Source organism: Lentzea sp. JNUCC 0626 (assembly GCF_043632865.1).
Taxonomy (GTDB): domain Bacteria; phylum Actinomycetota; class Actinomycetes; order Mycobacteriales; family Pseudonocardiaceae; genus Lentzea.
The window spans coordinates 10264221-10288057 of the sequence record NZ_CP171635.1 but is presented as its reverse complement, the minus strand read 5'-3'; the positions used below and the strand labels follow the sequence as shown (position 1 = coordinate 10288057).

Sequence of the window (23837 nt, the reverse complement as noted above, 5' to 3'; positions counted from 1 at the left end):
ACACTCAGGTCGGTCACACTTCTCCAGGATCCTGCCCGCCGGTCTCACCGGCATCGGCCACAGGCCCTGACTCCGGGCCACCGACGGCCTTCAGCACGACACCGGACGGTCCCGCGGGCTCCGCCGAGTACTGCCGCCACGATCCACCGCCTGGGATCATCGTGATCGCGCGGCGGTCCTTGAACCCCAGCGTCACGTTCCCCGTCGGAGCGAAGACCCTACCCCGATAGCCGGACTTCTCCCGGAGCGTCCGCTGGAAGTCGTACGCGACGCCACCAGGACGGTCGTTCTCCGCGGCACGGCAGATCAGCGCCGTCACCGCGTTGACGCCCCGGCTCAGAGCGGTGTTGAAGTACGCCAGATCGCTCACGACGCTCGCCAGGACGGCACCGCCCGCGATCCTCCTGGTGCCGTCTGTCAGCAGGATCTCCACCTCGGAGCTGTTGCCGTGGGTCGAGATGTAGAAGGTGTCCTCAGGCCACGGCCGGGGCTGAACCGTCCGCACCGAGGAGTCGTCGAGCAACCGACGTTCGACCTTTCCCCCGAACAGGTACGTGTCGTCCGACTGATCGACCATCGCCCAGTGCTTCTCGTGCAGCACGTCCACGCGATCGGAGAAGGACACGCCGACGACCCGCCCGCCCCGGTACAGCGGCGCGGCGTCCACTTCAGACGTCCGGAACTCACTCGGCCCGCGTCGCGCGGGATCGAACGCGGTCAGCTGGAGATCGCTCACCACGGTCGACTCCCCGAAGCGGTGCCACCGGCCGCCGCCGTCGACCGACGTCCCGACCTGGCCGTCGTCGAAGAACAGCTTCTCGACCACGTCCGACGGCGCCACCGCCGACTGGCGATACCCGAACTCGGCCGCCAACGTCCGCTGGAACTCGTGCGCCACTCCTCCGGGCCCGGCGGGATCCGCCGCGTGGGAGAAGACGAGCGCGAACGCCTCCGGCCCGGTCGTGTCGAGCGCGGTCTGCACGAACCTGAGGTCGTGGACCAGTCTCGCCAGAGCCTGACCACCGACGACGGTCGCCCTGCCGTCGCTCAGCATCAGATGCACTCCGTCCTCCGAACCGACGCCGGTGACGATGAAGGTCCGCTCGGGCCACGGCCGAGGCTCGGCCACGGGGGCGTCCTCGGCGCCGCCTTCGACGAGATAGGTCTCCGTCTGTTCGCCTTCAGCCCAGTTCAGGTCGTGCCCGAGGTCGTCCGTCTCGGCGAAGGTGGCACCGATCATCCGGCCGTCACGCATCAGCGGACTGACCAGAACCTCGCTCGACCTGAAAGTCACCGGCTCCTCGGTGTCGAACGCACGGCCGGTGTGCGACACGTCGGCTACCGCTCCTCCCGGAGCCACACCCGCCACCGGTTCCGAAGCCGACGGCGAGTCGCCACCACCGCGCCGCGCCGTGAAGCCGTCAGCCGTGGCTCCGTCCACGCCGGACTGCCCGTCGAGGGACGACGCGGCCCCGTCGGACGCCGGATCGCGGCGTTCCTCTGGTCGCCGCGCCTCCACGGCTCGCAGCAGGTCCCCGGCCGGTTCTGCAGGCTGTGCTGGGTAACGCAGCCACGACCCACCGTTCTCGAGCATGGTGGTCGCTTCGCCGTGCCTGAACCCGAGCCACATGTCGTCGGTCGGAGCGAAGACAGACCCCTGGTAGTCCGACCCCTCGCTGAGCGAGCGACGGAACTCGTAGGCGAACCCGCCGGGCCCGTCGATCGCGGCGGACCGGCAGATGAGCATCGTCAAGGCGTCGACTCCCCGCTCGGCGGCCGCGTTGAAGCACGCCAGGTCACCCACCAGGCGCCCCAGGTCCGCGCCGGTCAACGTCAGTTCGGTGCCGTCGAGCAGGCGGACGTCGGCCAAGGAACCGTCGCCGTGCGTCGACACGTAGAACGTGTTGTCGGGCCACGGCCGCGAGCTGACGACCCGCTCGGAGGGGACCTCGAGCAACCGCCGCTGGTACTCCCCTCTGAACTGGTACGTCTCCCCCGCCTTGTCTGCACCGGCCCAGACCCGGTCAATCACCGAATCCCGGCCGGCACTGAAGGACGCGCCGACCAACTGCCGGTGACGGTACAACGGCGTGGTGTCCACTTCGGATGTGCGGAAGACACGCACGCGATTGGTCGCCGCCTCGACCGACGTGAGCTCGAGGTCGCGCACCACCGTCGGCACGGCGAACTTGCGCCACACGCCGCCTTCGTCGATCGCCGTCCCCACGTGCCCGGCGTCGAAGAACAGCTTCGCCACCGTGTCCGACGGCGCCACTGCGGACTGCCGATACCCGAACTCGACCGCCAGCGTCCGCTGGAACTCGTGCGCCACCCCGCCAGGCCCGGCCGGTTCCGCCGAGTAGGAGGCGACGAGCGCCAACGACGCCGGCTTGCCGGTGCCCAGAGCTTCCTGCACGAACACCAGGTCGTGGATCACTCGCGCCAGCGTCTGACCGCCGACGACGACCTCCCTGTCGTCGCTCAACGCGAGTTGCACGCCTTCCGGCGTCCCCTCGGCGGTGATGATGAACGTGTTGTCCGGCCACGGCGTCGGCCTCGCCACCGGTGCTCGCTCGATGCCGTTCTCGAACAGGTAGGTCTCCCCCTGTTCACCACGGGCCCACTCCAGGTCGTGCGCGAACTCGCGCTCCACGTTGAAGGTGGCCCCGATCACCTCGCCATCCCGCGTCAGCGGGCTGGCCAGCACCTCGGACGACTGGAAGTCCACCTGCAAGCCGGTGTCGCGGGAGCTTCCGACATGCCACAGGTCCGCCATCGCGCCGTCGTCCGCAGTCCTCTGGCTGTCCACAACGGATCGCGTGATCTCCTCGCGCGACCCGGGAACGGGCGCCAGGCCTTCGGCGGGGAACTGCCGCCACTCGCCGTTGTGATGCAACCCGGTGCCTGCCGTCCCATCACCGAACAGGAGTTTCTCGGCCACGGTCGTACCCGCGAACACGGGTTGGTCGTAGCCGAACTCCGTCGCCAGGGTTCGCTGGAAGTCGTGGGCGATCCCGCCGGGACCGTCCGTCGCCGCCGCGTGACAGACAAGCATCGTGACCGCGTCCGGCCGGTTGCGTTCCACCGCGGTCTGGAAGAACCGGGTGTCCTGCACCAACCGGGCGAAGGTGGCGCCGTCGATCCGCACCGGGGTGCCATCGCCGAGACTCACTGTGACGGTGCCGCGCCGGGAACCGTGCGTGGTGACGTAGAAGGTGTTGGCCGGCCACGGGTTCGGCTCGATCCCCAGCCCACCGTCCTCGTACGTCGCGCCCGCCGGGTGTCCGTCCGGGAACAGGTAGGTCTCCTCGACCTTGTCCGCGCGAGCCCAGCGAACGTCGAAGTCCCGCTCGCCTCTCACCATGAAGGTGGCGCCGACGACCTGCCCCCGGTGGATCATCGACCCGACCCGCACCCCGGACGAGCGGAACGTGATCGGCGCCGCGGTCCGACGGTTGATCCCGGACAGCTCGACGTCGTTGAGCACGGTCGGCTGGGCGAAGTCCAGCCAACGGCCGCCGTGGGTGACCACCGTCCCCGCAAAACCGTCGTCGAAGACCACCGGTTCGACCCGGTTCGACGGCGCGGTCACCAGCTGTCGATGGCCGAACTCTCCTGCCAAGGTGGCCTGGAAGTCGTGTGCGAGCCCACCGGTGCCGTCCACGGCGGACGCGTGCGCGACCAGCAACGTGACCTCGCGCGCCCCAGTGTCCACAGTGGATCGGAACGGAGCGAGGTCGTGCAGCAGCGCGGCAAGGGTCGGCCCGTCGACCGCAAGCCTGGTGCCGCCGGCCAGTTCGATGCGCGCCAGCTGTTGCCGCGTTCCCTGCGCCGACACCAGGAAGGAGTCCTCGGACCACGGCCGCGACTCGACGACTGACTCACCACGGCCCCTGCCGCCCTCGAACAGGTAGGTCTCGCCGGCCTGGGGGCCGCGGGCCCAGTCGAGGTCCAGGTCCCGGCCCGCGCCGGTGCGGAAGGTGACGCCGACGGTCCGGCCGTCCTGCTCCAGCGAGCTGACGACCACCTCCGACGAACGGAACGCCAGCTCGCGCCCACCTGCGGGATCGAAGCCGATCAGGTCGACGTCCTCGATCGATCCGGTCGCGGACGGGTCGCCGCTGCCTTCACCGTGCCTGGCCGCCGGTTCGTCGTCGGGTGCGGTGCGGCGATCCACGACCGACCGCGGTTCGTCGCCGAGCACCCACCGCCCACCGTCGACGGCAGGTGCGTTCACACCCTCCCGCCGCGTCGCGGTCCACAGCTCACCGCTCGGCGCGAGGACCAGGTGACCGCCAGGGAACTCCCTGTCCAGCACCTGCCTGAAGCCCTCGGACAGGGTCCGCACGGCCTGCGGGTCGCCGGTCCAGGGCCGGGCCAGCAGGGCGAGCACCGACGGCGGACTGGCGGCGTCCGCATTCCGGAACACTTCCGTGTTCACCACCACCTGGCCGAACATGCGGCCGTCGACGGACAGCGCGCGGCCGTTGCCGGTGTACACCAGCGCCTGCCCGTCCGGAGTGGATCCGACGTCCACGAAGAACGTCCGGTTCGGCCACGGCTTTCCGGTCGCCTTCGGGCTGCCCGAGGCCGCCCAGTCGAGGCTGCGGTCGAGCGCGGGCCCTTCCGGCCGGTAGGACACGCCGACCGTTCGTCCGTCGTTGACGAGCGGAACAGCCCGCACGTCGCCCGGCTCGAAGGCGCGCAACCCGTGCCGTTCGTCCAGGCCGAGCACCCGCGCCGCCCCCGACGCGAACACCCGCCAGTCCCCGCCGTCGATGACGAAGGTCTGCGAGTGCAACTGCCCGCCCGCGACGCCGAAGATCTGCCGCTGCCAGTCCCGCGCGACGATGCCGGCCGCCCGCGTCGGCGCGAGCACCGGCTGCCGGTACCCCAGTTCCGCCAGCGTCCGCTGGAAGTCGTGGGCCGCTCCGCCGGGTAGGTCGTTCGCCCCTGACGAGCACGCGATCAGCGTGACCGCCTCCGCCGTGGACATCGTCTTCCGGAAAGTGTCCACGTCGTGCAGCAGGCGAGCGAAGTTCCGCCCGTCGACGGCGAGCATGCGGCCGTCGTCCAAGACCACCGCGAAAACGCTGGTCCGGCCGTGGACGTTGATCTGGATCGAGTTCTCGGGCCACGGCACAGGCACGGCCCGGAACCTTCCGGCCTCGTCCGCGACGTCGGTGTCGGCGATCGTCCGAACACCTTCCGGGTACAGGTAGGTGCTCTCGTCGTGCGGGAGGTGGGCACGGGCGCGGTCGACCCGCAGCTCGCGGTCGACGGTGAAGACGACTCCTGCCGGGGTGCCGTCCCCGTTCTCCAGACGGTGCGCCTGCACCTGGGACGCGGCGAACGAGACCTTCTTCTTGGTCTTCTGGTCGATGCCGGACAGCGAGACGTCGTCGACGACGCCGACCCGGCCGTCGTCGAACAACCCCGCGATCCAGCGCCTGATCGACCCGAAAGGTCGTAGCGAAGGCCGCGTCAGGTCGCTCTCCAGCACCAGACGGCGGCGCGTCAGTTGTTCCAGCGCGCCCCGGAAGTCGTGCGCCGCGCCACCCGCCCGCCTCAGCGCGTTCCCACCTGAATCCGACGCGGCCACGTCGGCGAGGTCGAACCGCCCCTCCGCCGAACGGAAGGACTTCACCCTGGCCGCCGCCTGCGCGAAGGTCCGGACGTCGTGAGCCGAACTCGGCTCGGCGTCGCCCCGCACCACCGCATCGCCGGAAACCGGAACCACCACCGAACCGTCACCGACGCGGAAGGACCTCCCCACCGTGCGGCCGTCGGAGGCGACCAGTGCCTGGGACGACCGCGTCCCCGGCGCAACGTCCACACCGGATGGTCGCAGACCGAACAACCTCTGCACGGGACGTGTCATCGACGACCACAGGCCCGGCCGCACCGCGCCACGTCGCTCCGCCGCAGGCACCGGCTCACCCGGCCGCGGTTCCGGTCCAGCTGGCACGTCCCGGACATGGCCGGCGGCCTCACCCGCTTCGACCCTGCGGTCGGCGGCATCGAGCCAGGCGGTCAAGCCGGGGTGATCGGCCAGAACTTCCGCCGGCCCCGAGCTGCTCTGCCGCAGCGAGTCTTCACCGATGCGCGAAGCGTCGACCGCCGGAGAATCGGGGGTCCGCTCGACGTTCCCGGTCAGGAAGTCGGTCAGCGAGACCTGGCCACGGCCGTCCTCGGACGAGCGTGGGTTCTCCGGCGCGGACCGATGGTGCTCAAGCTGCTCGGCCCCTGCCGAGACCTGCTCTCCGCTGGACGGCTGTGTGGTCTCCGACAACACGGGCTCGTCGAACGGCTCGGGGTCGAACCGGTTCCAGTGGCCCTCGCCCGCGAGCTCGACCGAGGAACCGCCGCCGTACTCGTCGACCAGCAGGTCGATGCCCGTGGTCGGCGCGTACACCGGCTGCTCGTGTCCGAACCGCTCCCGCAGCGCCCGCTGGAAGTCCTGGCCGAGGCCCGCAGGGTCGCCGGTGTGGGAGACGAGGAGCGTGATCGTCTCCGCGCCTCCGGTCTCCAGTGCCTGGCGGAACGGCTCCGCGCCCGCGACCAGCCCTGCCAGTTCCCTGCCGCCCACCGCGACGGGCTGTTCGCCCAGCGGGTGAATCCTGACCTGCCCGCCCTGTCCTCCGGCGTCGACGTAGAAGGTTCCAGGAGGCCAGGGGTTCCGCACGTCGTCGCCGAGCTCGGCCGCCCACTGCTGCACGCCGACGCGGTCGAACCCGAACCGGAAGCTCATTCCGACGACCTGGTCGCCTCGGGTCAGCGGAGCGATGAGCACGTCCTCTGGCCGCAGCCCCGGAGTCGGCGCATCGTCCGCGGCGGAACTCGCGGAAGAGTCCTGTGCCGCTTCCGGCACGGACGGCGCCGAGAGGTGCGCCTTGCCCGAGGAGTCGACGTCCAGCAGCGGTCGCGGTTCGGCGGCGTGCACGGTCCACTCCCCGTCGCCCGCCAGCACCGGCTGATGGTGGCCCCACGTGCGCGCCAGGACGTCCTGGAACTCGCCGACCGCGTGCTCCGCTCCCCCGGACATGACCAGGGCCTCCGCGAGCTGGTCAGGTCCGGCCAGGTCCCGGAAGGAACGCGAGGCGACCAGGACCTTCGCCAGCGTGCGGCCGTCGACCGAGAACTGCCGGCCGTCGGTAAGTCTCACCGTGAAGCGACCGCCCGTTCCGGCCACGCCGATGCCGAGCGCTCCTTCCGGCCACAGCGCCGGATCCACGCCGATCCACCCCGGACTGTCCGTGAAGGACAGTCCGATCGTCCGTTCGCCGACGCGCACCTCGTGGGATCGCACGTCCTGCGGATCGAACGCGTGCACCCGGCCGGCCGCATCGGTGCCGAGCACGTCGGAGGTCCCGTTGGCGAACGTGCGCCAGGAGCCGCCATCGGTGACACCGGTGTACGAGCGGCCGGGGTCACCGGGCAGAGGACCGATCTCCACGCTGGTGGTCGCGCTGACCACCGGCTGGCGATGGCCGTAGGCCCAAGCAAGCGCCTGCTGGAAGTCGTGGACCCCGCCGCCGGGACCGTCCGTCGCACCTGCCACGCAGGCGATCAGGCTGAACGCCTCCGGCGCGCCCTGCGCGAGCACACGAGCGCGGAACGGCTCGGTCCGCTGCACCACGTCCGCGAAGGCGTGTCCCGGGAAGAACACCCAGTCGCCGTTGTCACGCTGCACCCGGAACCCGTCGATGCCGTGGCCCATGCCGATGGTGTGGCTGACGACGTGGAACGTGTTCTCGGGCCACGCCGCAGAGGTCGGCTCGGGCAGAACCCCGGCGGCCCTGGCGTTCTCGTAGCTCTCGTACCCCTGCGGCAGCAGGTGCCCGATGTCACGGCCTTCCCCCGCGACCCAGACTCGTGCGGTCCCGACGCCCTCGTGCTCGGGGCCGAAGGCGACCCCGGCGATCCGGCCATCCCGCATCAGCGGCACCGCCCGCAACGTGGCGGGATCGATCTCCGCCCAGTCGACGTCCCGCACGTAGCCGGTGACCGTCGGGGACTGCGCCGACGTGATCGTGGACCAGTGCGGTTCGGGGCCGCCGGGAGCCGTGACGGGAACGTCGGTACCCAGTCGATCGGCCAGCGCGCGCTGGAAGTCGCGCGCCGCACCGCCCGGTGCCACGAGGTCGCCGGTGCGCGACGCGAGTAGCGTTATCCCGTCCGCCCGGTTCGCCCACGCCTGCTTGAACAGTCCTCCTCCCGTCAGCAGATCGACGAAGCCGGTCGCGGAGACCGTGCCGCGCTGACCGTCCCGCAGGACCACCTCGAACCGGTCCGGATGCCCGTCTGCGGCCAGGAGCAGGGAGTTCTCCGGCCGGTGTGCACCGTCGGCCAGGCTGCCGCGGAACGACACGCCCACCACGGTCTCGCCGTCGCGGATCGGCTCAGTCCTGACGTCGTCCGGGGTGGCCAGCAGCACCCGGCCGGTGGTGGTGGCCACCGGCACCGGGCCTTGCCCCTCTCGGAACGCCTGCCACCGGCCCGTACCGTCCTCGGCCACCACCGAAACGCGGTACCCGAACTCGTTCAGTCCGCGGTGGAAGTCGTGCGCCGCGCCTCCGGGCTGGGTCAGCACGCCCGCCCGTGAGCCGGGCAACGCCACACCGGCCAGATCGAACTTCCTCGCCGTGGAACGAAACGGCTGTGCCTTCGCGACCACCTGTGCCAAGGTCCGGCCGTCGACCGTGACGTGCGTGCCGTCGGACAGGTTCAGGCCGAAGTGGGTCGCGCTGGCGTCGACGTCGACGTGGAACACGACGCCCTCACCGAGGACCGGAGTCTCCACCGGATCGCGCCCGGTGCGGAACGACATGCCGACCGTCGAGCCGTCGATCACCAGCGGCCTTCCGACCACGTGCCGGGCCCGGAAGGACCGGACCTCGCCGGAGGCGTCCACACCGGACAGTCGCGGGCTGTCGAGCCCCAGGAGCTTGCGCACCGGGCGAAGGGCCGAAGCCAGCTGACTCGGCCGCCTCGGCTCGCCCCGCTCGGCCAGCGGAACCGCTTCACCCGCAGCACGCGCCGCTTCCGGGCGCCCTGTCCCGGCATCGACCGCCACGTCACGGGGTTCGCCCACCGCGGCTTGATCCTCCGGTGACTCGGCCACCGCACCGTCACGGGAGGATCGAGCCTCGGTCTCCTGTGAACTGTCCACGACCGGCTGCCGGCCGTTGAACGGGTCCGCCGCCGGGTCGGCGTCGGGTCGGACCTGAACCGGGTAGCGCTGCCAGGAGCCGCCGTCGGACACCGCGGTGGTGGAGACGCCGTCCTCGGTGACCAGGTCGAGCCAGCTCGTCGGCGCGTACACGGGCCGGTGGTAGGAGAACTGTTCTGCCAGCGCCTGCTGGAAGGTCGTCGCTCCGCTGCCGAGCGAGTCCAGGAGGACCACCGCATCGGCGTTCCCCTCGACCAGGGCCTTGAGGAAAGGCTCGGCGTGCGCCACGACGGCGGCGAACCCTGGTCCGTCCACATAGGCCTCGCGGTCGCCGGAGGCGAGCCGGAACCGTCCCTCGGAGCTGGACGCCTCGACGTGGAAGGCCCGCTGAGTCCACGGCACCGGCCTCGACGTGACCGCACCGGCCTGCCGCGCGGTGCCGAGGTCGAACTGATCCGCGTGGAGCAGGTGCGTGACGTCCCGTCCGGCGCCGGCCGCCCATTCCTCGGCATTGCGCGCGTCGACGGCGAAGGACATGCCGACGAGCTTGCCCCCGCCGTCGTGCAAGGGGGTGGACTCGATCGCGTCGAGCGGGAGCCAGACTCGCCTCCCCGTGATCGCGTCGTGGCCTGGGACCGGTTGCGGGCCCACGGGGAACGAGCGCCATTCACCGCCCTCGGCCAGCACCGTGGTGGCGTTGCCACCGTGCTCGTCCACCCACAACCCGACCTGTCGCGACGGCGCGAAGACCGGCTGGCCGAAGCCGAAGTAGTCCCGCATGGCCCGGTGGAAGTCGTGCGCCGCCCCGCCCGCTACCGGTGACTGGCCCGCGGTGGAGGCCAGCAGCGTGAAACTGGAGACCCGATCGGACCAGATCTGCCCGATCCGGGCGGTCTCCTGCGACATGGCCTCCTGGAAGGGCTTCAGGTCGGTGACGAGCTCGGCGAACGTCTCGCCGTCGAGCCATAACCGGTGGCCGTTCTCCAGTCGCACCGCGAACGCGGTGGGCGTGGCCTGCGCCGCGACGTAGAACGAGTCCTCCGTCCAGGGCGCGCCGTCCCGGCGGGTAGCGCCAGACCCGGCGACCCAGTTCTCGACGGCCGCGTGCGTACCGCCTTCGCGGAACGACAGCCCGACCGGGCGGTCGCCGTCGAACAGAGGCGTGACCCGCACCTCTTCCGGCCGGAACAGGTGCCGCAGGCCGGTGTCGTCCACCGCCCGCAGCGGCTTGGGTCCGTCGGCGTGCATAGCCCAGCGGCCACCGCCGGCCTTCATCACGAGCTCGCCGTTCACTCCGGGCCACAGCTCGATCGTGCCGGTCTGCGCGTACACCGGGAGCGGGTCGTCGGCGACCTCCCTGGTCAGTGCGAGGGTGAACTCGAGCGCACCGTCCCGATTGCCGTGGAGCTGCTCTCCTGCGTAGGAGGCCAGCAGCGCCAGTGCCTGCGGCCGGTCCGCACTGGCGATCGCGTCCTGGAACGACCGGGTCTTGGCCACGATCCTGCCCAGGGCGCTGCCTTCGACGACCAGCAACCGCCCGCTCTCGGCGTACACCTCGAACTGGCCGCTCGCGACCGCGTGAACGTCCACGAAGAACGTCCTGTGCGGCCACGGGACGTCCCCGGCCATCCTGGCGCCCCCGGCCGCCCAGTCGAGGGTGTGATCGAGCTCGGCGGCCTGCCGGAACGACACTCCGACCGTGCGCCCGTCCCGCACCAGCGGCACCGACTGCACGGTGTCCGCCTCGAAAGCGCTCCAGTTGCGGGCGTGGTCCTCGCCCAGCAGCCGGGCAGGGCCGGTCGAGATCGCCCGCCACGTACCGCCTTCGGCGATGTACGTGCCCCCGTCTCTCATGAAGCCCATTTCCTGCGTCGCCGCGACCACCGGCTGGTGATGTCCCAGCTGAGCCAGAGTGGCCTGGAAGTCGTGCGCGGCGCCGCCCGGCCCGTCCACGTTTCCTACTAGGCAAACCGCGAGCGCCAGCGCCTCCGGCTCGTTGCGGGCCATCGCCTTCCGGAACGGCCGCAGATCGTCCACGAGCCTGGCGAAGGTCGCACCGTCGACTTCGAGTTGCCTGCCGTCGGCGAGCCGCACGTCGAAGCCGTGGACGCTGCCGTGAGTGGTGACGTAGAACGTGTTGTCCGGCCAGGGCATGCGGACCGATCGGAGCATCCCCTCCTCGTGTGCGCGGTCGAGGTCGGTGACCTTGTACCCCTCGGGCAGCAGATGGGTGACCGGCCAGCCGCTCCCCTGCATGGCCCGGAGGTCCTCGCCCAGCTCCTTGCTCCGGCTGAAGGAGATCCCGACCACCTCGCCGTCTCGGAACATCCGGTGGACCCGCGCCTGCGACGAGTGGAAGGTGGTCTCTCTCCTGGTCGCCGCATCGACACCGGACAGCGTGACGCCCGCGACGACGTCCGCCTGCCCGAGTCCCATCAGGTTGTTGAGCCCCAACCGGTTCCTGGCCTGGCTCGTCAACTGCGTCACCGGCTTGGGCGGAAGCGCGTCGCCGACGGTGTTCGCGGCCGAGCGCGACGACTCCCCGGTCTTCCCTGGGAAGCTGCGCCACGTGCCTCCGTCGGACACGACAGCGCCAGCGCCAGGGTCCCTGCCGGCCAGTTCGAGCCAGCTCGTCGGCCCGAACACCGGCCCGTCGTAGGAGAACTGCTCGGCCAGCGCCTGCTGGAACGAGCGCGCGGGGCCGCCGTCCTCCGCCGCCAGCGAACCCAGCAGGACGATCGCGTCCGCGTTGCCTTCTGCCAGCGCCTGCCGGAACGGTTCAGAGCCCGCGACCAGGCCCGCGAAGGCGTCCGTGCCGACCAGCTGCGTCCCGCCGATCTTGCCGACCATGAACTCGCGGGCCGCGAGTGGCATTTCCACGAAGAACGACCGCGGCGGCCACGGCGCTGGTCGAGTCGTCAGCTCACCGGCCTGCCTCGCTGCGGCGAGGTCCGGCTGGTCCTCGGGGATCAGGTGCGTGATGTCCCTGCCCGGGCCGGCGAGCCACTGGCGGACGGCCCTAGAGTCCGGGTTGAACGACATGCCGACGACCCGGTCCCCGTCGAGCAACGGCGTGAACGCCACCCGGTCCAGCGAAGACGCGGGTCGCTGCTCCTGAACCACGTTCTGGTTCGGCACCGGGCGCGGGTCCTCCTGGAACGAACGCCAGTCGCCGCCGTCGGGGAGCACGAGCCGGCCTGCGTCGAAGTCGACCTGCCGCGTCGGCGCGAAGACCGGCTGACGGTGCTCGAACTCCCTCGCTAGCGCCATCTGGAAGTCGTGGGCCGCCCCTCCCGGCTCCCGCTGCTCGCCCGAGGCGGAGGCCAGCAAGGCGAACGCGGACACGTCTCCGCGCCGGCCAGCAGAGCGGTCCATCGCGGCGCGGAACGCCTCGGACTGGATCACGACTCTGGCGAACGCGTCGCCGTCGATCCACAGCCGGCGGCCGTCCGCCAGCCTCACGCCGAACGTGCCCGGAGTCGCCGGCGCCGCGACGAGATAGGGACCGTCCTGGCCGGACAAGGGCGCGTCTTCCCGGCGTGCCTGGCCGGACTCACCGAGCCAGCCGAGGACCTTCGCGTGCGTCTCCACGTCGTGGAACGACAGCCCGACCGGCCGGTCCTGGCGGCGCAGCGGTACCGACCACACGTCCTCCGGCCGGAACAGGTGCCGCAGACCGTCGCCGTCGACACCGCGCAGCGGATGCGGGCCGGTGGTGGACATGGCCCAGTCGGACGAGGTCGTGTTGAGGACCAGCGCCCCATCTGCGCCTGGCCGGAGCTGTACGCCTCCGCCCGGCGAGTAGACAGGCCGGTGCCGGGACGGAAAGTCCTGGTCCAGAGCCCTGGCGAACTCACGGGCCTGCGTCGTGCGCTCCGTCAGGTTCGCACCGGCCCCGGCTGACGCGATCAGTACCAGCGCCTGCGGCCGTTCCCCGTGCACGGCCTTCTGGAACAGCTGGGAGTTCGCCACCACACGGCCGAAGGCACGGCCTTCGAGCACCAGCCGCTCACCGGCCGGAGTGCGCACCACGAAGCGCCCGTCCCTCAGCGCGCCGGCGTCCACGAAGAACGTCCGGTGGGGCCACGGAATGTCCGCGCCCACCTTGGCACCGCCTGCCGCCCAGTCGAGGCTGCGAGCGAGCCCGTCCCCCTCACGGAAGGAGATTCCGACCGTCGTCCCGTCGTGCACCAACGGAACGGCCCGCATCTTGGCGGGGTCCAGAGTGGTCCACTTTCCGACCACTCGCTCGCCCAGCACCAGTGCCGGCCCCGAGGAGAACGCCTTCCAGCTCCCACCATCGCCGACCCACATCCGCCACGACTTGCCCGGATCCCACGACGGGCCCATGACCGTGGTCGCGGCGAGCACCGGCTGACGATGACCGAACTCCTGCGCCAACACCCGCTGGAACTCGAACGCGGCACCACCCGGACCATCGATCGCACCCACGTGACACACCATCAACGTGAGCGAATCCGGCTGGAGCCACTTCATCGCGCGCTGGAAGGGACGCAGGTCGTTCAGGGCCCTGGCGAAGGTGTCGCCGCTCACGGAGAGCCTGCGGCCGTCGACCAGGCTCAGCTGAAAGCTCGTGGGCTGGCCGTGGGTGTCGATGAAGAACGTGTTCTCCGTCCACGGCACGGGAATCGTTCGCTCCACCGCGGGTGGCAGGCCCCTCTTGGTGGGGTTGCCCTGGGTCAGAGTCGTCGTCGGGTCGATGTCCCAGCGACTGAACGTGAGGTCGGTCTTCAGCCGGTCACCGGTCATGAAGACGAGCCCGATCGGCGCATCGGCACCGTTCCTCAAGGTGCGGAACCGCACTTGGGACGTCTGGAAGCTGACCGGCGCGCCACTCGCCTGGTCCTCGCCGGTGAGGCTGAGATCGTCGACGACCCTCTCGTGTCCGAGACCCACCAGCTCCTTGAACGAGCGCGTCACCGGGAACGGCCCGTTCTCCGCCGCCACGGTGAGCCCGCCGCGGTCGTCGATCGCGTTCGCGGCCGCGTGCGACGGCTCCCCCTCCGGCTCCGGGAACCTGTGCCACGTACCGCCGTCGGACACCACGGTGCCCGCGACACCGTCCTCGCTGACCAGGTCGAGCCAGCTCGTCGGGCCGTGCACCGGCCGGTCGTAGGAGAACTGCTCCGCCAACGCTCGTTGGAAGGCCACCGCCGAACCGCCGATCTCCCCCGCGAACGAGCCCAGCAGGACGATCGAGTTCGCGTTGTCCTGGGCCAGCGCGCGCCGGAACGGCTCGGACCTCGCCACCAGACCGGCGAGGGCGTCACCGTCGACACGGCGTCCCCCTTCGGTCGCCGCGACCACGAACCCTCCGGCCGCGAGCGGCAGGTCCACGTAGAACGACCGCCGCGGCCACGGCGCCGGGCGGGTCGTCAGCTCGCCCGCCTCCCTCGCCTCGTCGAAGTCGTGCCGGCCCTCGGAAAGCAGGTGCGTGACGTCCTCTCCTCGGCCGTCAGCCCACTGCCGGGCAGCACGCGGATCGGCGTTGAAGGACATGCCAACGACCTGCTCGCCGTCGAGCAACGGGGTGAACAGCACGTCGTCCGGGGAGAGCCAGGCCCGCTTGCCGGTCCTCGCGTCCCAGCCCGGCACCGGCAGAAGGCCCGCCGGGTACGAACTCCACTGGCCGCCCTCGGACAGCACGAGCTCGTCCGCTCGCAGCCCGACGTGCCGAGTGGGCGCGAACACCGGCTGTCCGTACCCGAACCGCTGCGCGAGCGCCCGCTGGAAGTCGTGGGCCGCTCCGCCGGGGGACGGCAGATGGCCCGAGGTGGAGGCCAGCAGACCGAAGCCGGTGACCTGGTCCGCCCAGGTGCGGCCGGGCCGGCCCGTGGACAGGGCCATCGCGTCGCGGAACGCCTGCGACTCGGTCACGACCTTGGCGAAGGTCTCACCGTCGACCCACAGCCGACGGCCGTCCTCCACCCGCACGCCGAACGCGCCGGAGGTCGCCGGCGTCGCGACGAGGAAGGTGTCTTCCAACCAGGGCAGGCTTTCTCGTCGTGCGGGACCTCCCTCGGCGATCCAGTCGCCCACCTTCTCGTGCGTGCTCTGGTCGTGGAACGACAGCCCGATCGGCCGGTCGCGGTCGACCAGTGGCACAGACCGCACGGTCTCCGGCTGGAACAGGTGCCGCAGCCCGGTGCCGTCGACGCCGAGCAGCGGGCGCGGACCGGTGGTGTACGAGGACCAGCCAGGTGGGGTGGTCCTGAGGACCGGCACCCCGTCAGGGCCGGGAAGCACGTGCACGACACCACTAGGCGCGTACACCGGCCGGCCGGACGCGAAGTCGCGTTCCAGCGCCTGGGTGAACTCGCGAACGTGGTTCGTGGTCTGCGCGGGGTTGGCCAGGGACGACGCGACCAGCGCCAGCGCCTGCGGCTCTCCTTCGCCCACGGCCTTCTGGAACAGCGGGGAGTTCGCCACCACCCGACCGAAGGCACGGCCTTCTAGCACCAGCCGCTCGCCGGTCTGGGTGTAGGCCACGAACCGCCCGTCCTGCTGTGCGCCGGCGTCCACGAAGAACGTCCGGTGCGGCCACGGGACGTCCGCACCCACCTTGGTGCCACCGGCCGCCCAGTCGAGACCGCGGTCGAGTCCGAGCCCCTCGCGGAAGGACATCCCGACGGTCTTCCCGTCATGCACCAACGGCACCGCCCGCACCTCGGCGGGGTCGACGGCGGTCCACCTCCCGGGGCTGTACTCGCCCAGCACTCGCCCCGGTCCGGAGGAGAACGCCTTCCAGCCCCCGCCGTCGCCGACCCAGGTGCGCCAGGCGACGCCCTTGTCCCACAACGGGCCCATCGCGGTCGTGGCGGCGAGCACGGGCTGGCGATGACCGAACTCCTGCGCGAGCACCCGCTGGAACTCGTGCGCGGCACCACCTGGACCGTCGATCGCGCCTACGTGGCACACGATCAGAGTGAGGGCTTCCGGCTGGAGCCGCTCCATCGAGACGCGGAACGACCGCAGGTCCTGCAGGACTCTGGCGAACGTCTCCCCGCCGACGTTGAGCTTGCGGCCGTCCACCAGGCTCAGCTCGAAGTTCTTGGTGTGGCCGTGGGTGTTGATGAAGAACGTGTTCTCCGGCCACGGCGCGCGGACCGTCCGTTGCCAACCGGACAACCCGCCGTCCCTGGCGACGTTGTTCTGGGCAAGGACAGTCGTCCCGTCGTAGTGCCAGCGGCTGAACTCCAGGTCCTTCCTCAGCCGGGCGCCGGTCATGAAGACGAGCCCGATCGGGGTGCCTTCCACGTCCCGCATTCGGCGGACCCGCACCTGCGACGTGTGGAAGTCGACCTGTGCGCCCGCCCGGTCCTTGCCGGTGAAGGTGAGACCTTCGACGACCTTCGCGTGGTCAAGACGCAGGAGGTTCCTGATCGTGCGCACCGGGCCAGAGGAGAACAGCCCGTTCTCCTCCGCGACGGTGAACGCGCCGCGCTCGCCCGCTTCGGCGAGCCGCGCCGTCCCCTCGGGAACGACGGTGCCGAAGCGGGTCCAGCTCCCGCCGTCCGCCAGCACGACCGACGAAGCCCCGCCCTGGTCGTCGATCCGCAGTCGAGCAGGACCGTCGGGTGCGTACACCGGCTCGTCCCTGCCGAACCACTCGCTGAGGGCGCGCTGGAAGTCGTGCGCCGCACCGTCCTGGCCGCCCGACTCGGAGGTCAGGAGCGCGATCGCGTCCGGTGCCTCACCGTCGAACGCCCGCTGGAACGGGTCCGCGCCCGCCACGAGCTCGGCGAGGGTCGCCCCGTCGACGTGGACGGCGTTGTTCTCGCCGTACAGGAGGCGGACGCTGCCGGGCAGCATGTCCTCCGCATCCACGTAGAAGGTGCGGCCGGACGAGAGGGTCGCCTCCCCGCTCAGGTCAGCCGCCCAGTTCTCAGCGATCAGGCGTTCGGCGCCGGTGCGGAAGGTCATGCCGACGATCTGGTCACCACGGTGCAGCGGTGCCAGGTGGACGGACTCGGGCTGGAACAGCACCGGGCGAAGCCCACCCGGTCCCGCGTACAGGTACTCGTACCCGACGAGCGGCCTGCTGAGCGACGAGAACGTCACCACCCGTCCGTCCGCAGTGGAGGCCGAGACCGGTTGCCACTGGCCGAACTGGTCGGCCAGCGCGCGCTGGAAGTCGTGCGCCGCACCGCCCGGACCGTCGATCTCGCCCGCCGCGCCGCCCACGAGCGTGATCCGGTCCGGCATCTCACCGGCGGCCGAGGACAGGACCTCCGCGCGTCCGACGACCTGAGCGAGCACGCCACCCGACACGGCGACCTCGGCACCGTTGGCCAGCCGCAACTGGAAGGAGCCCTCGTCCCCGTCGACGGCGACGCGGAACTCACCGTTCCCACCGGGGTGGCCGTCAGCCCGGGTGAACGACATCCCGACGAGGCCGTCGCCCGCGACGACCGGCTGCGCCACGACCTCGTTGTGGTTGAACAGGTACGCGGTGCCATCGGCAGCCGTGCCGACGAGCGGTGCCGGGTCCGCGGCGATCACGTCCCAGCCACGCGCACCGGGCACGAGCACCGGTGCGTCGACGCCGTAGCCGGTCGCGAGCCTGTCCCTGAACTCGGCCGCGACCCCCTCCGCGCCGTCTGGCAGCACGAGCGCGGTGAGCGGATGCCGTCCGGCCACGGAGCGGAACGCCGACGAGGCCACGAATGCCGTGGCGAGCGTGCTGCCGTCCACGCTCAGCTCACGGCCGTCCGCCAGCGTCAGCGCGAACCGGGAGCCGGTGCGCTGCCCGTCGATCCCGAGAGACCCCGCGGGCCAGCGCGCCGCTTCGGCCTCCATCCGCCCGGTGTCCCAGGCGAAGGACACACCGACGGCGTCGTCGCCGCGGGAGACGACGTGGGAACGCACGTCTTCCGGGTTGAAGGCCCAGACGCGCCCGGTGGGGTCGGTGCCGAGCACGTCGGCCAGTCCGTTGGCGAAGACGTGCCACGACTTGCCGTCGGGCACCCCGGTGTAGGAGCGCCCCGGCTCGCCGCTCAGGACTCCGACCTCGACGTTGCCGTCCGAACTGATCACCGGCTTGCGCACGCCGAAGATCGAGGCCATCGCGGACTGGAAGTCGTGGGCCCCGCCGCCGGGACGGTTCGTCTCCGCCGAGTAGCAGGCGAGGAGAGCGATCGCCTCGGGCGGGTTGTCCCCGCGCATCCGGTCCTGGAAGGGGTCCAGGCGCCGCACCAGGTCGGCGAAGGTCGTGCCGGGAACCGTGATCGGTGTGTCGTCGCGGAGGTGCACGCGGAAGCCGCTGGCGTTCCCCGCGGAGGATCCGGCCGTGTGGCTGACCACGAAGAAGGTGTTGTCAGGCCAGGGAGCGGGAACCGGTGCGAGATCCAGCCCCGCCGCCTCGGCGTCCTCCCTGCTGCGCACACCCTCCGGCAGCAGGTACGTGTCCTGCTTCCCCGTTCCCTCCGCCCAGCGGAGAGCGGCGTCCGACTCGCCCTCGACGCGTCCGAAAGCCACACCGATCGTCCGGCCGTTCTCGACCAGCGTTTCCACGTGGACGTCGGCGGGACCGACCGCGAGCCACTCCTCGCCGTCGAAGACCTGCACCGGTTTGTCGAGCGGATGTTGCGGGAAGCTCTGCCAGGCCCCGTCGGGCCCGCCGGCCGCGACGACGACCTCCTTGTCCAGGCGGGCTTCCAGTGCGTGCTGGAAGTCGTGCGCAGCCCCGCCGGCCCACGGGTAACCGCCCGCCGGCGAGCCCAGCAACGTGACCGGACCGCTCTGTCCTGCCTCGAAAAGCCCCAGCTGGACCACCAGATCCGCGAGGCCGTCGCCCGGCACCACGACACGACTGCCGTCGGTGAGGGTAAGCCCGAAGCGGTTGGCATCGCCGTCCGCCGCCACCCGAAGTCCTTCAGGCGTACCGGAACCGCCCACAACGTCGGCGTTCTCGCCCTGGAAGGAGATCCCGACGAGCGTGTCCCCGGACTCGATGCGGGCAGACCTGACCTCCTCCGGCGAGAACAGGCGTACCCCGCCCGACTCCGCCACACCTGCGATCAAGCCCGTGTGGTTCCCGAGCACGCGCCACTGTCCGAAGCCCGTCTCGGCGACTACCGCCTGCGGCCGGCCGAGCTGACCGAGAGCGTGCTGGAAGTCGTGCGCCGCCCCGCCCGTCCCGGCGAGTGCTCCCGCCCGCGGGCCCGGCACAGCCAGACCGGCAAGGTCGAGTTCCCTCGTCGCCGCGCGATAGGGCGCCGCGTTCGCGACGACCCGCGCGAAGACGTCTCCGTCCACAGTGACCTGTGAACCGTCCGACAGTCGCAGACCGAAGCGGCCTGAGGTCGCGTCGACGTCGAGATGGAACACCGGCCCCGGCACGGGAACAGCGACCGGGGAGTCTCCGGCGCGGAACGACATCCCCGCGATCCGGCCGCCCGCGTTCAGCTGCGAGACCACGACGTCCGCCGCGCCGAACTCCCGGGGCGCACCGGACACGTCAAAACCCGGCAGCCGGGTTTCCTCCCATCCGGTCAGCCGCCGGACCGCCCGGACGACGGACGACTCACCGGCACGCTCGACAGGAACCCGTTCCGCCACGGGCGTCGGCTCAGCAAGGTGCACCGTATCCGCCGACCGCACCGGATCCGCGGGCATCTCCGGAGCGGGAGTGCCGAAGCGAGCCCAGGTCCCGCCGTCGTCCACGACGGTGGCGGAGACGCCGGTGCCCTCCGCGACCGTCAGCTCCAGTTCGGTCGTCGGTGCCCACACGGGCAGGGAGAGCCCGAACCGCTCCTCCATCGCCCGCTGGAACTGCTCGGCGGAACCGCCGGGCACACCGCTTCCACTGGCCAGCAAGGTGATCCCAGCCGGCTCCGACTCCAGCGCGCGCCGGAACGGGTCGACGTTCGCGACCAACTCGGCGAACGTCTCAGGGCTGACCTCGATGTGCCTGCCGGCCGCGTTCTCGATTCCGAACCGCGTGCCGGCGTCCTCCACGTCGATGAAAAACGTCCGCTGCGGCCACGGCGACTCCGCCGTGCGAACCGCTCCGCGCTCCTGCGCCCAGCTCAGCTGGTGCTCATCGCGCCCGAGCGAGTGGCTGACGCGGGAGCGTCCGGTCGCACGGGCCCAGTTCTGTGCCGCCTCCAGGTCCTCTCCGACCCGGAAGGTGGCTCCGACGATCTGCCCCTCGTGCAGCAGGGGCGCCACGCTCACCTCTGCAGGCCGGAAAACAATCTGACGTGCGCCCTCGCCTCCCACCAACGGCCGGGTGAGCGAGTGGAAGACCTGGAGCGAGCCGTCAGCGGCCTGCGCCGTCACGGGCTGCCACTGCTCGAACCGTTCCGCGAGCGTGCGCTGGAAGTCGTGCGCCGCCCCGCCCTGCGAGTCGAGCGTCCCCGAGCCGGGTGCACCGATCAACGCGATCTGGTCCGGCCCGTCGCCGGGAACCAGCGACCCCAGCAGCTTCGCCTGCCCCACGACATCGGCGAACACCCGGCCGGACACGGCCAGCGGCGTGCCGTCGGCCAGCCGCACCTGGAACGAACGCTCGTCGCCGTCCACAGCGATGCGGAACTCGTCGCCGGGACCGCGCGGCGGCGGCGCGTCGGTGAACGCGACACCGACGGTCCGATCACCGGCCGTGGCCGTCGACATCACGACGTCCACGGCGGCGAACACCCGCGCGCGACCGTCGGCTCCGACTCCGGCCAACGACTCCTGCGAGGTCGTGAACACCGACCACTCGCCATCGAGGCGAGCCACCACCGGATGAGGAACGTAGAAGCTCTCCGCCAGCGTCTCCTGGAACGCGCGTGCCGCGCGGCTGTCCGCGCCCGAGAGCACGAACGTCGTCGGCGCGGCCGCCGACGCTTCCCTGAACGCCGGAGACGCCGCGAACACCTTGGCGAACGCCTGGCCGTCCACGGTCAGCTCACGGCCGTCCGCCAGGGTCACCGCGAAGCGGTCCCCGACCGGGCGGACCTCGACGCCGAGAGCACCGGACGGCCATTCCGCCGGCCGGGGTCCGGTCCACTCAGGACTGTCCGTGAAGGACGTCGCGAGCGGCCTGCCCTCGTGCGACAGCAGGCGTGACCGGACGTCCTCTGCGGCGAACGGCCGCACGCGGCCCGCGGTGTCGGTACCGAGAAGATGCGCGGGCCCGACGGAGAACGTCTGCCACGTTCCCCCGTCGGTGACCGCGGTGTGCACCTTGCCGCCCAGCACGCCGTCGGCCGAACCGATCTGGGCGTCGGTGGTCGGGCCGATCACCGGCTGCCGGACGTCGAACATCCCGGCCAACGCGGCCTGGAGGTCGAACGCGGGCACACCGGGGCGGTGACCGGTCGCGCTGTAGCAGGCGAGCAGGTTGATCGCCTCGACCGGGTTCTCCCCGGTCACGCGGTCGCGGAACGGTTCCAGACGCATCAGCAGATCCGCGAACGGTGCTCCCTGCAGCCCGACCCAGTCGCCGTCCCTGAGGTGAACCCGGAAACCACCACTCTCGGCGGAGCCCATCGTGTGCGTAACGATGTGGAAGGTGTTTTCCGGCCACGGCGCGGCGACCCGCTGAGGTTCCAGCCCGGCAGCCCTCACCTCGTCGAGCGTCTTGTAGCCCTCCGGGAGCATGTACACCTTGTCTGCACCGACGCCGGCACCCCACCAGCGGGAGGTGTCGAGCCCGTCGAGCTCGTGGGTGAAGGTGAGGCCGACCACGCGACCGTCCCGGACCAGCGGTTCGGCCACCACGTTGGTGGGGTCCACGTCGATGAAGCTCGTGCCGTCGTACCCCTGCACCGGCCGTCGCAGGGGAGCCACCGGCGAGGTCTGCCACCGGGCGTCAGGAGTGCGGAGCGCGTGCACGCTCTCGTCCTCCGACTCCACCTCCACGATGGTGTCGAGGCGACCGGCAACGGGGTCAGCCCGGCGCTCGGAAGCGGTGAGGTCCAGGTCGTCCAGCGGAGCCCTGACCTCGACCTCGGCACCGCGCCACTCGCTCAGTGCCCGCTGGAACTCGGTCGCGGTGCTCCCGGTCCACGACATCTGCGCCGCACGTGACGCCAGCAGCGCCACGTCTCCCTGCCGGTTCGCCCGTGCCTGCTCGAAGAGGTCGCTCCTGGCGACGAGATCGGCGAATCCCGTGCCGGACAACTGCACATTGGCGCCGTCCCGCAGCGCGACCTGGACCGAGCCGGGCGCGGACTTCACCGCGATCGGCAACTCGTCCGGCTGCGCGATCCGATGGACGCCCTCGGGTACGTCGTCGCGGAACGACACGCCCACCACGGCGTCGCCGTCGCGGATCGGCTCGGCCCGCACGTCCTCCGGCGCGAACAGGTGCACGCCACCGGTCTCCAGCACGCCCACCACCGGACGGTCGTGGCCGCCGAACGACCGCCACACCCCGGCACCGGTCTCGGCGACGACCGACCGCCCGCGCCCGAGCTCCACCAACCCCCGCTGGAAGTCGTGGGCCGCGCCACCGGCCCGCGCCACGGCGCCCGCGCGTCCACCGGGCACGGCGACCGCGGTCAGATCCAGGTTCCGCTCCGCCGAGCGGAACGGCTTCGCCTTCGCCACCACCTCGGCGAACGTCCGGCCGTCGACCGCGACGCCCGTGCCGTCCGACAACCGCAGGCCGAAGTGCGTCACGCTCGCATCCGCGTCGACGTGGAAGACCGGCTTCGCTCCGGACACCGGCACCGCCACCGGCGCGTCGCCCTCGCGGAAGGACATGCCGACGAGGCGTCCCTCCGCGGACAGCGGGCGAACGACGACGTCCTTCGCCCGGAAGCCGCGCACCTCACCGTCCGGACCCACACCCGTGAGCACGGGATCGTTCTGCCCCAGCAGCTTGCGCAGCAGGGACGCACCCTTGGGACGGGTCACCGGCCCGCGCTCGGCCTGCGGCGCGGGGTCGCGGGGCACCGGCGTGCCCGCGTCCGACGGGGTCGCCGCGGGGCTCTCCACCGCTGCCCTGCCGGGATCGCCGGCCTTCTGATCCGCTCGGTCGAACCACTCGGCCAGACGCACGTCGTCCGGGGCAACGTCGGTGGAAGCGCGGTCGGAGAGCGGCGCGTCCGTGGACGGCCTGTCCGCGAGAGGCACGTCCGTGGACGGCCGATCAGCGAGAACCGCCTCCTCGCCCGACGGCCGGATCGCGGCCTGGACATCGCTCTCGCGCCAGACCATTCCGGTGAGGAACGAGGTGAGCGTGACCGAGTCACCGGCCGCGGCGCCGCGCTCCGGGCTGCTCGGCGCGGACGATGCCGCGGCGTCCTCGGAAACATCCGAGTACCGGTCGAGGTCGTCGATGTCGTTGACGTCGATGCTGAACAAGGACTGCTCGTCGAACTCGGCCTCGCTCCGCCCGGAGTGGTCCGAGAAGGCCTCGATCTCCCCGCCGTGTGCTTCGGACTCGACTCCGTCGAAGCGCCTCCATCGACCACCGTCGAGCGGAGCGGACGACGAAGTACCGTCCCCGGTCACGCCGAACTCGACGGCACCGGTCGGCGCGTACACCGACTCGGCGCGGCCGAACCGCTCCTCGATCACGTTCTGGAAGTCGCGGGCCAGGCCGTTGCCGGTCCCCGCCTCCGACACGCGCAGGGCCATCGACGCCGGCGTGTCAGCCTCGAACGCCTGCCGGAACACCTCCGAACCGCCTACGACCTGGGCGAAC

General features: G+C 71.4%; 1 protein-coding gene (only partly in view). It reads right to left on the bottom strand.

All coding sequences use genetic code 11. From position 1 onward, the window contains the following. Window positions 1-13: 13 nt before the first annotated feature. Window positions 14-23837, bottom strand: partial view of a hypothetical protein gene (locus JNUCC0626_RS48035; RefSeq protein WP_394617274.1) — the 3' portion only. Its footprint extends 16103 nt past the window's final position; only the last 23824 of its 39927 coding nucleotides appear in the window; its start codon lies beyond the right edge, outside the window; the stop codon is at window positions 14-16.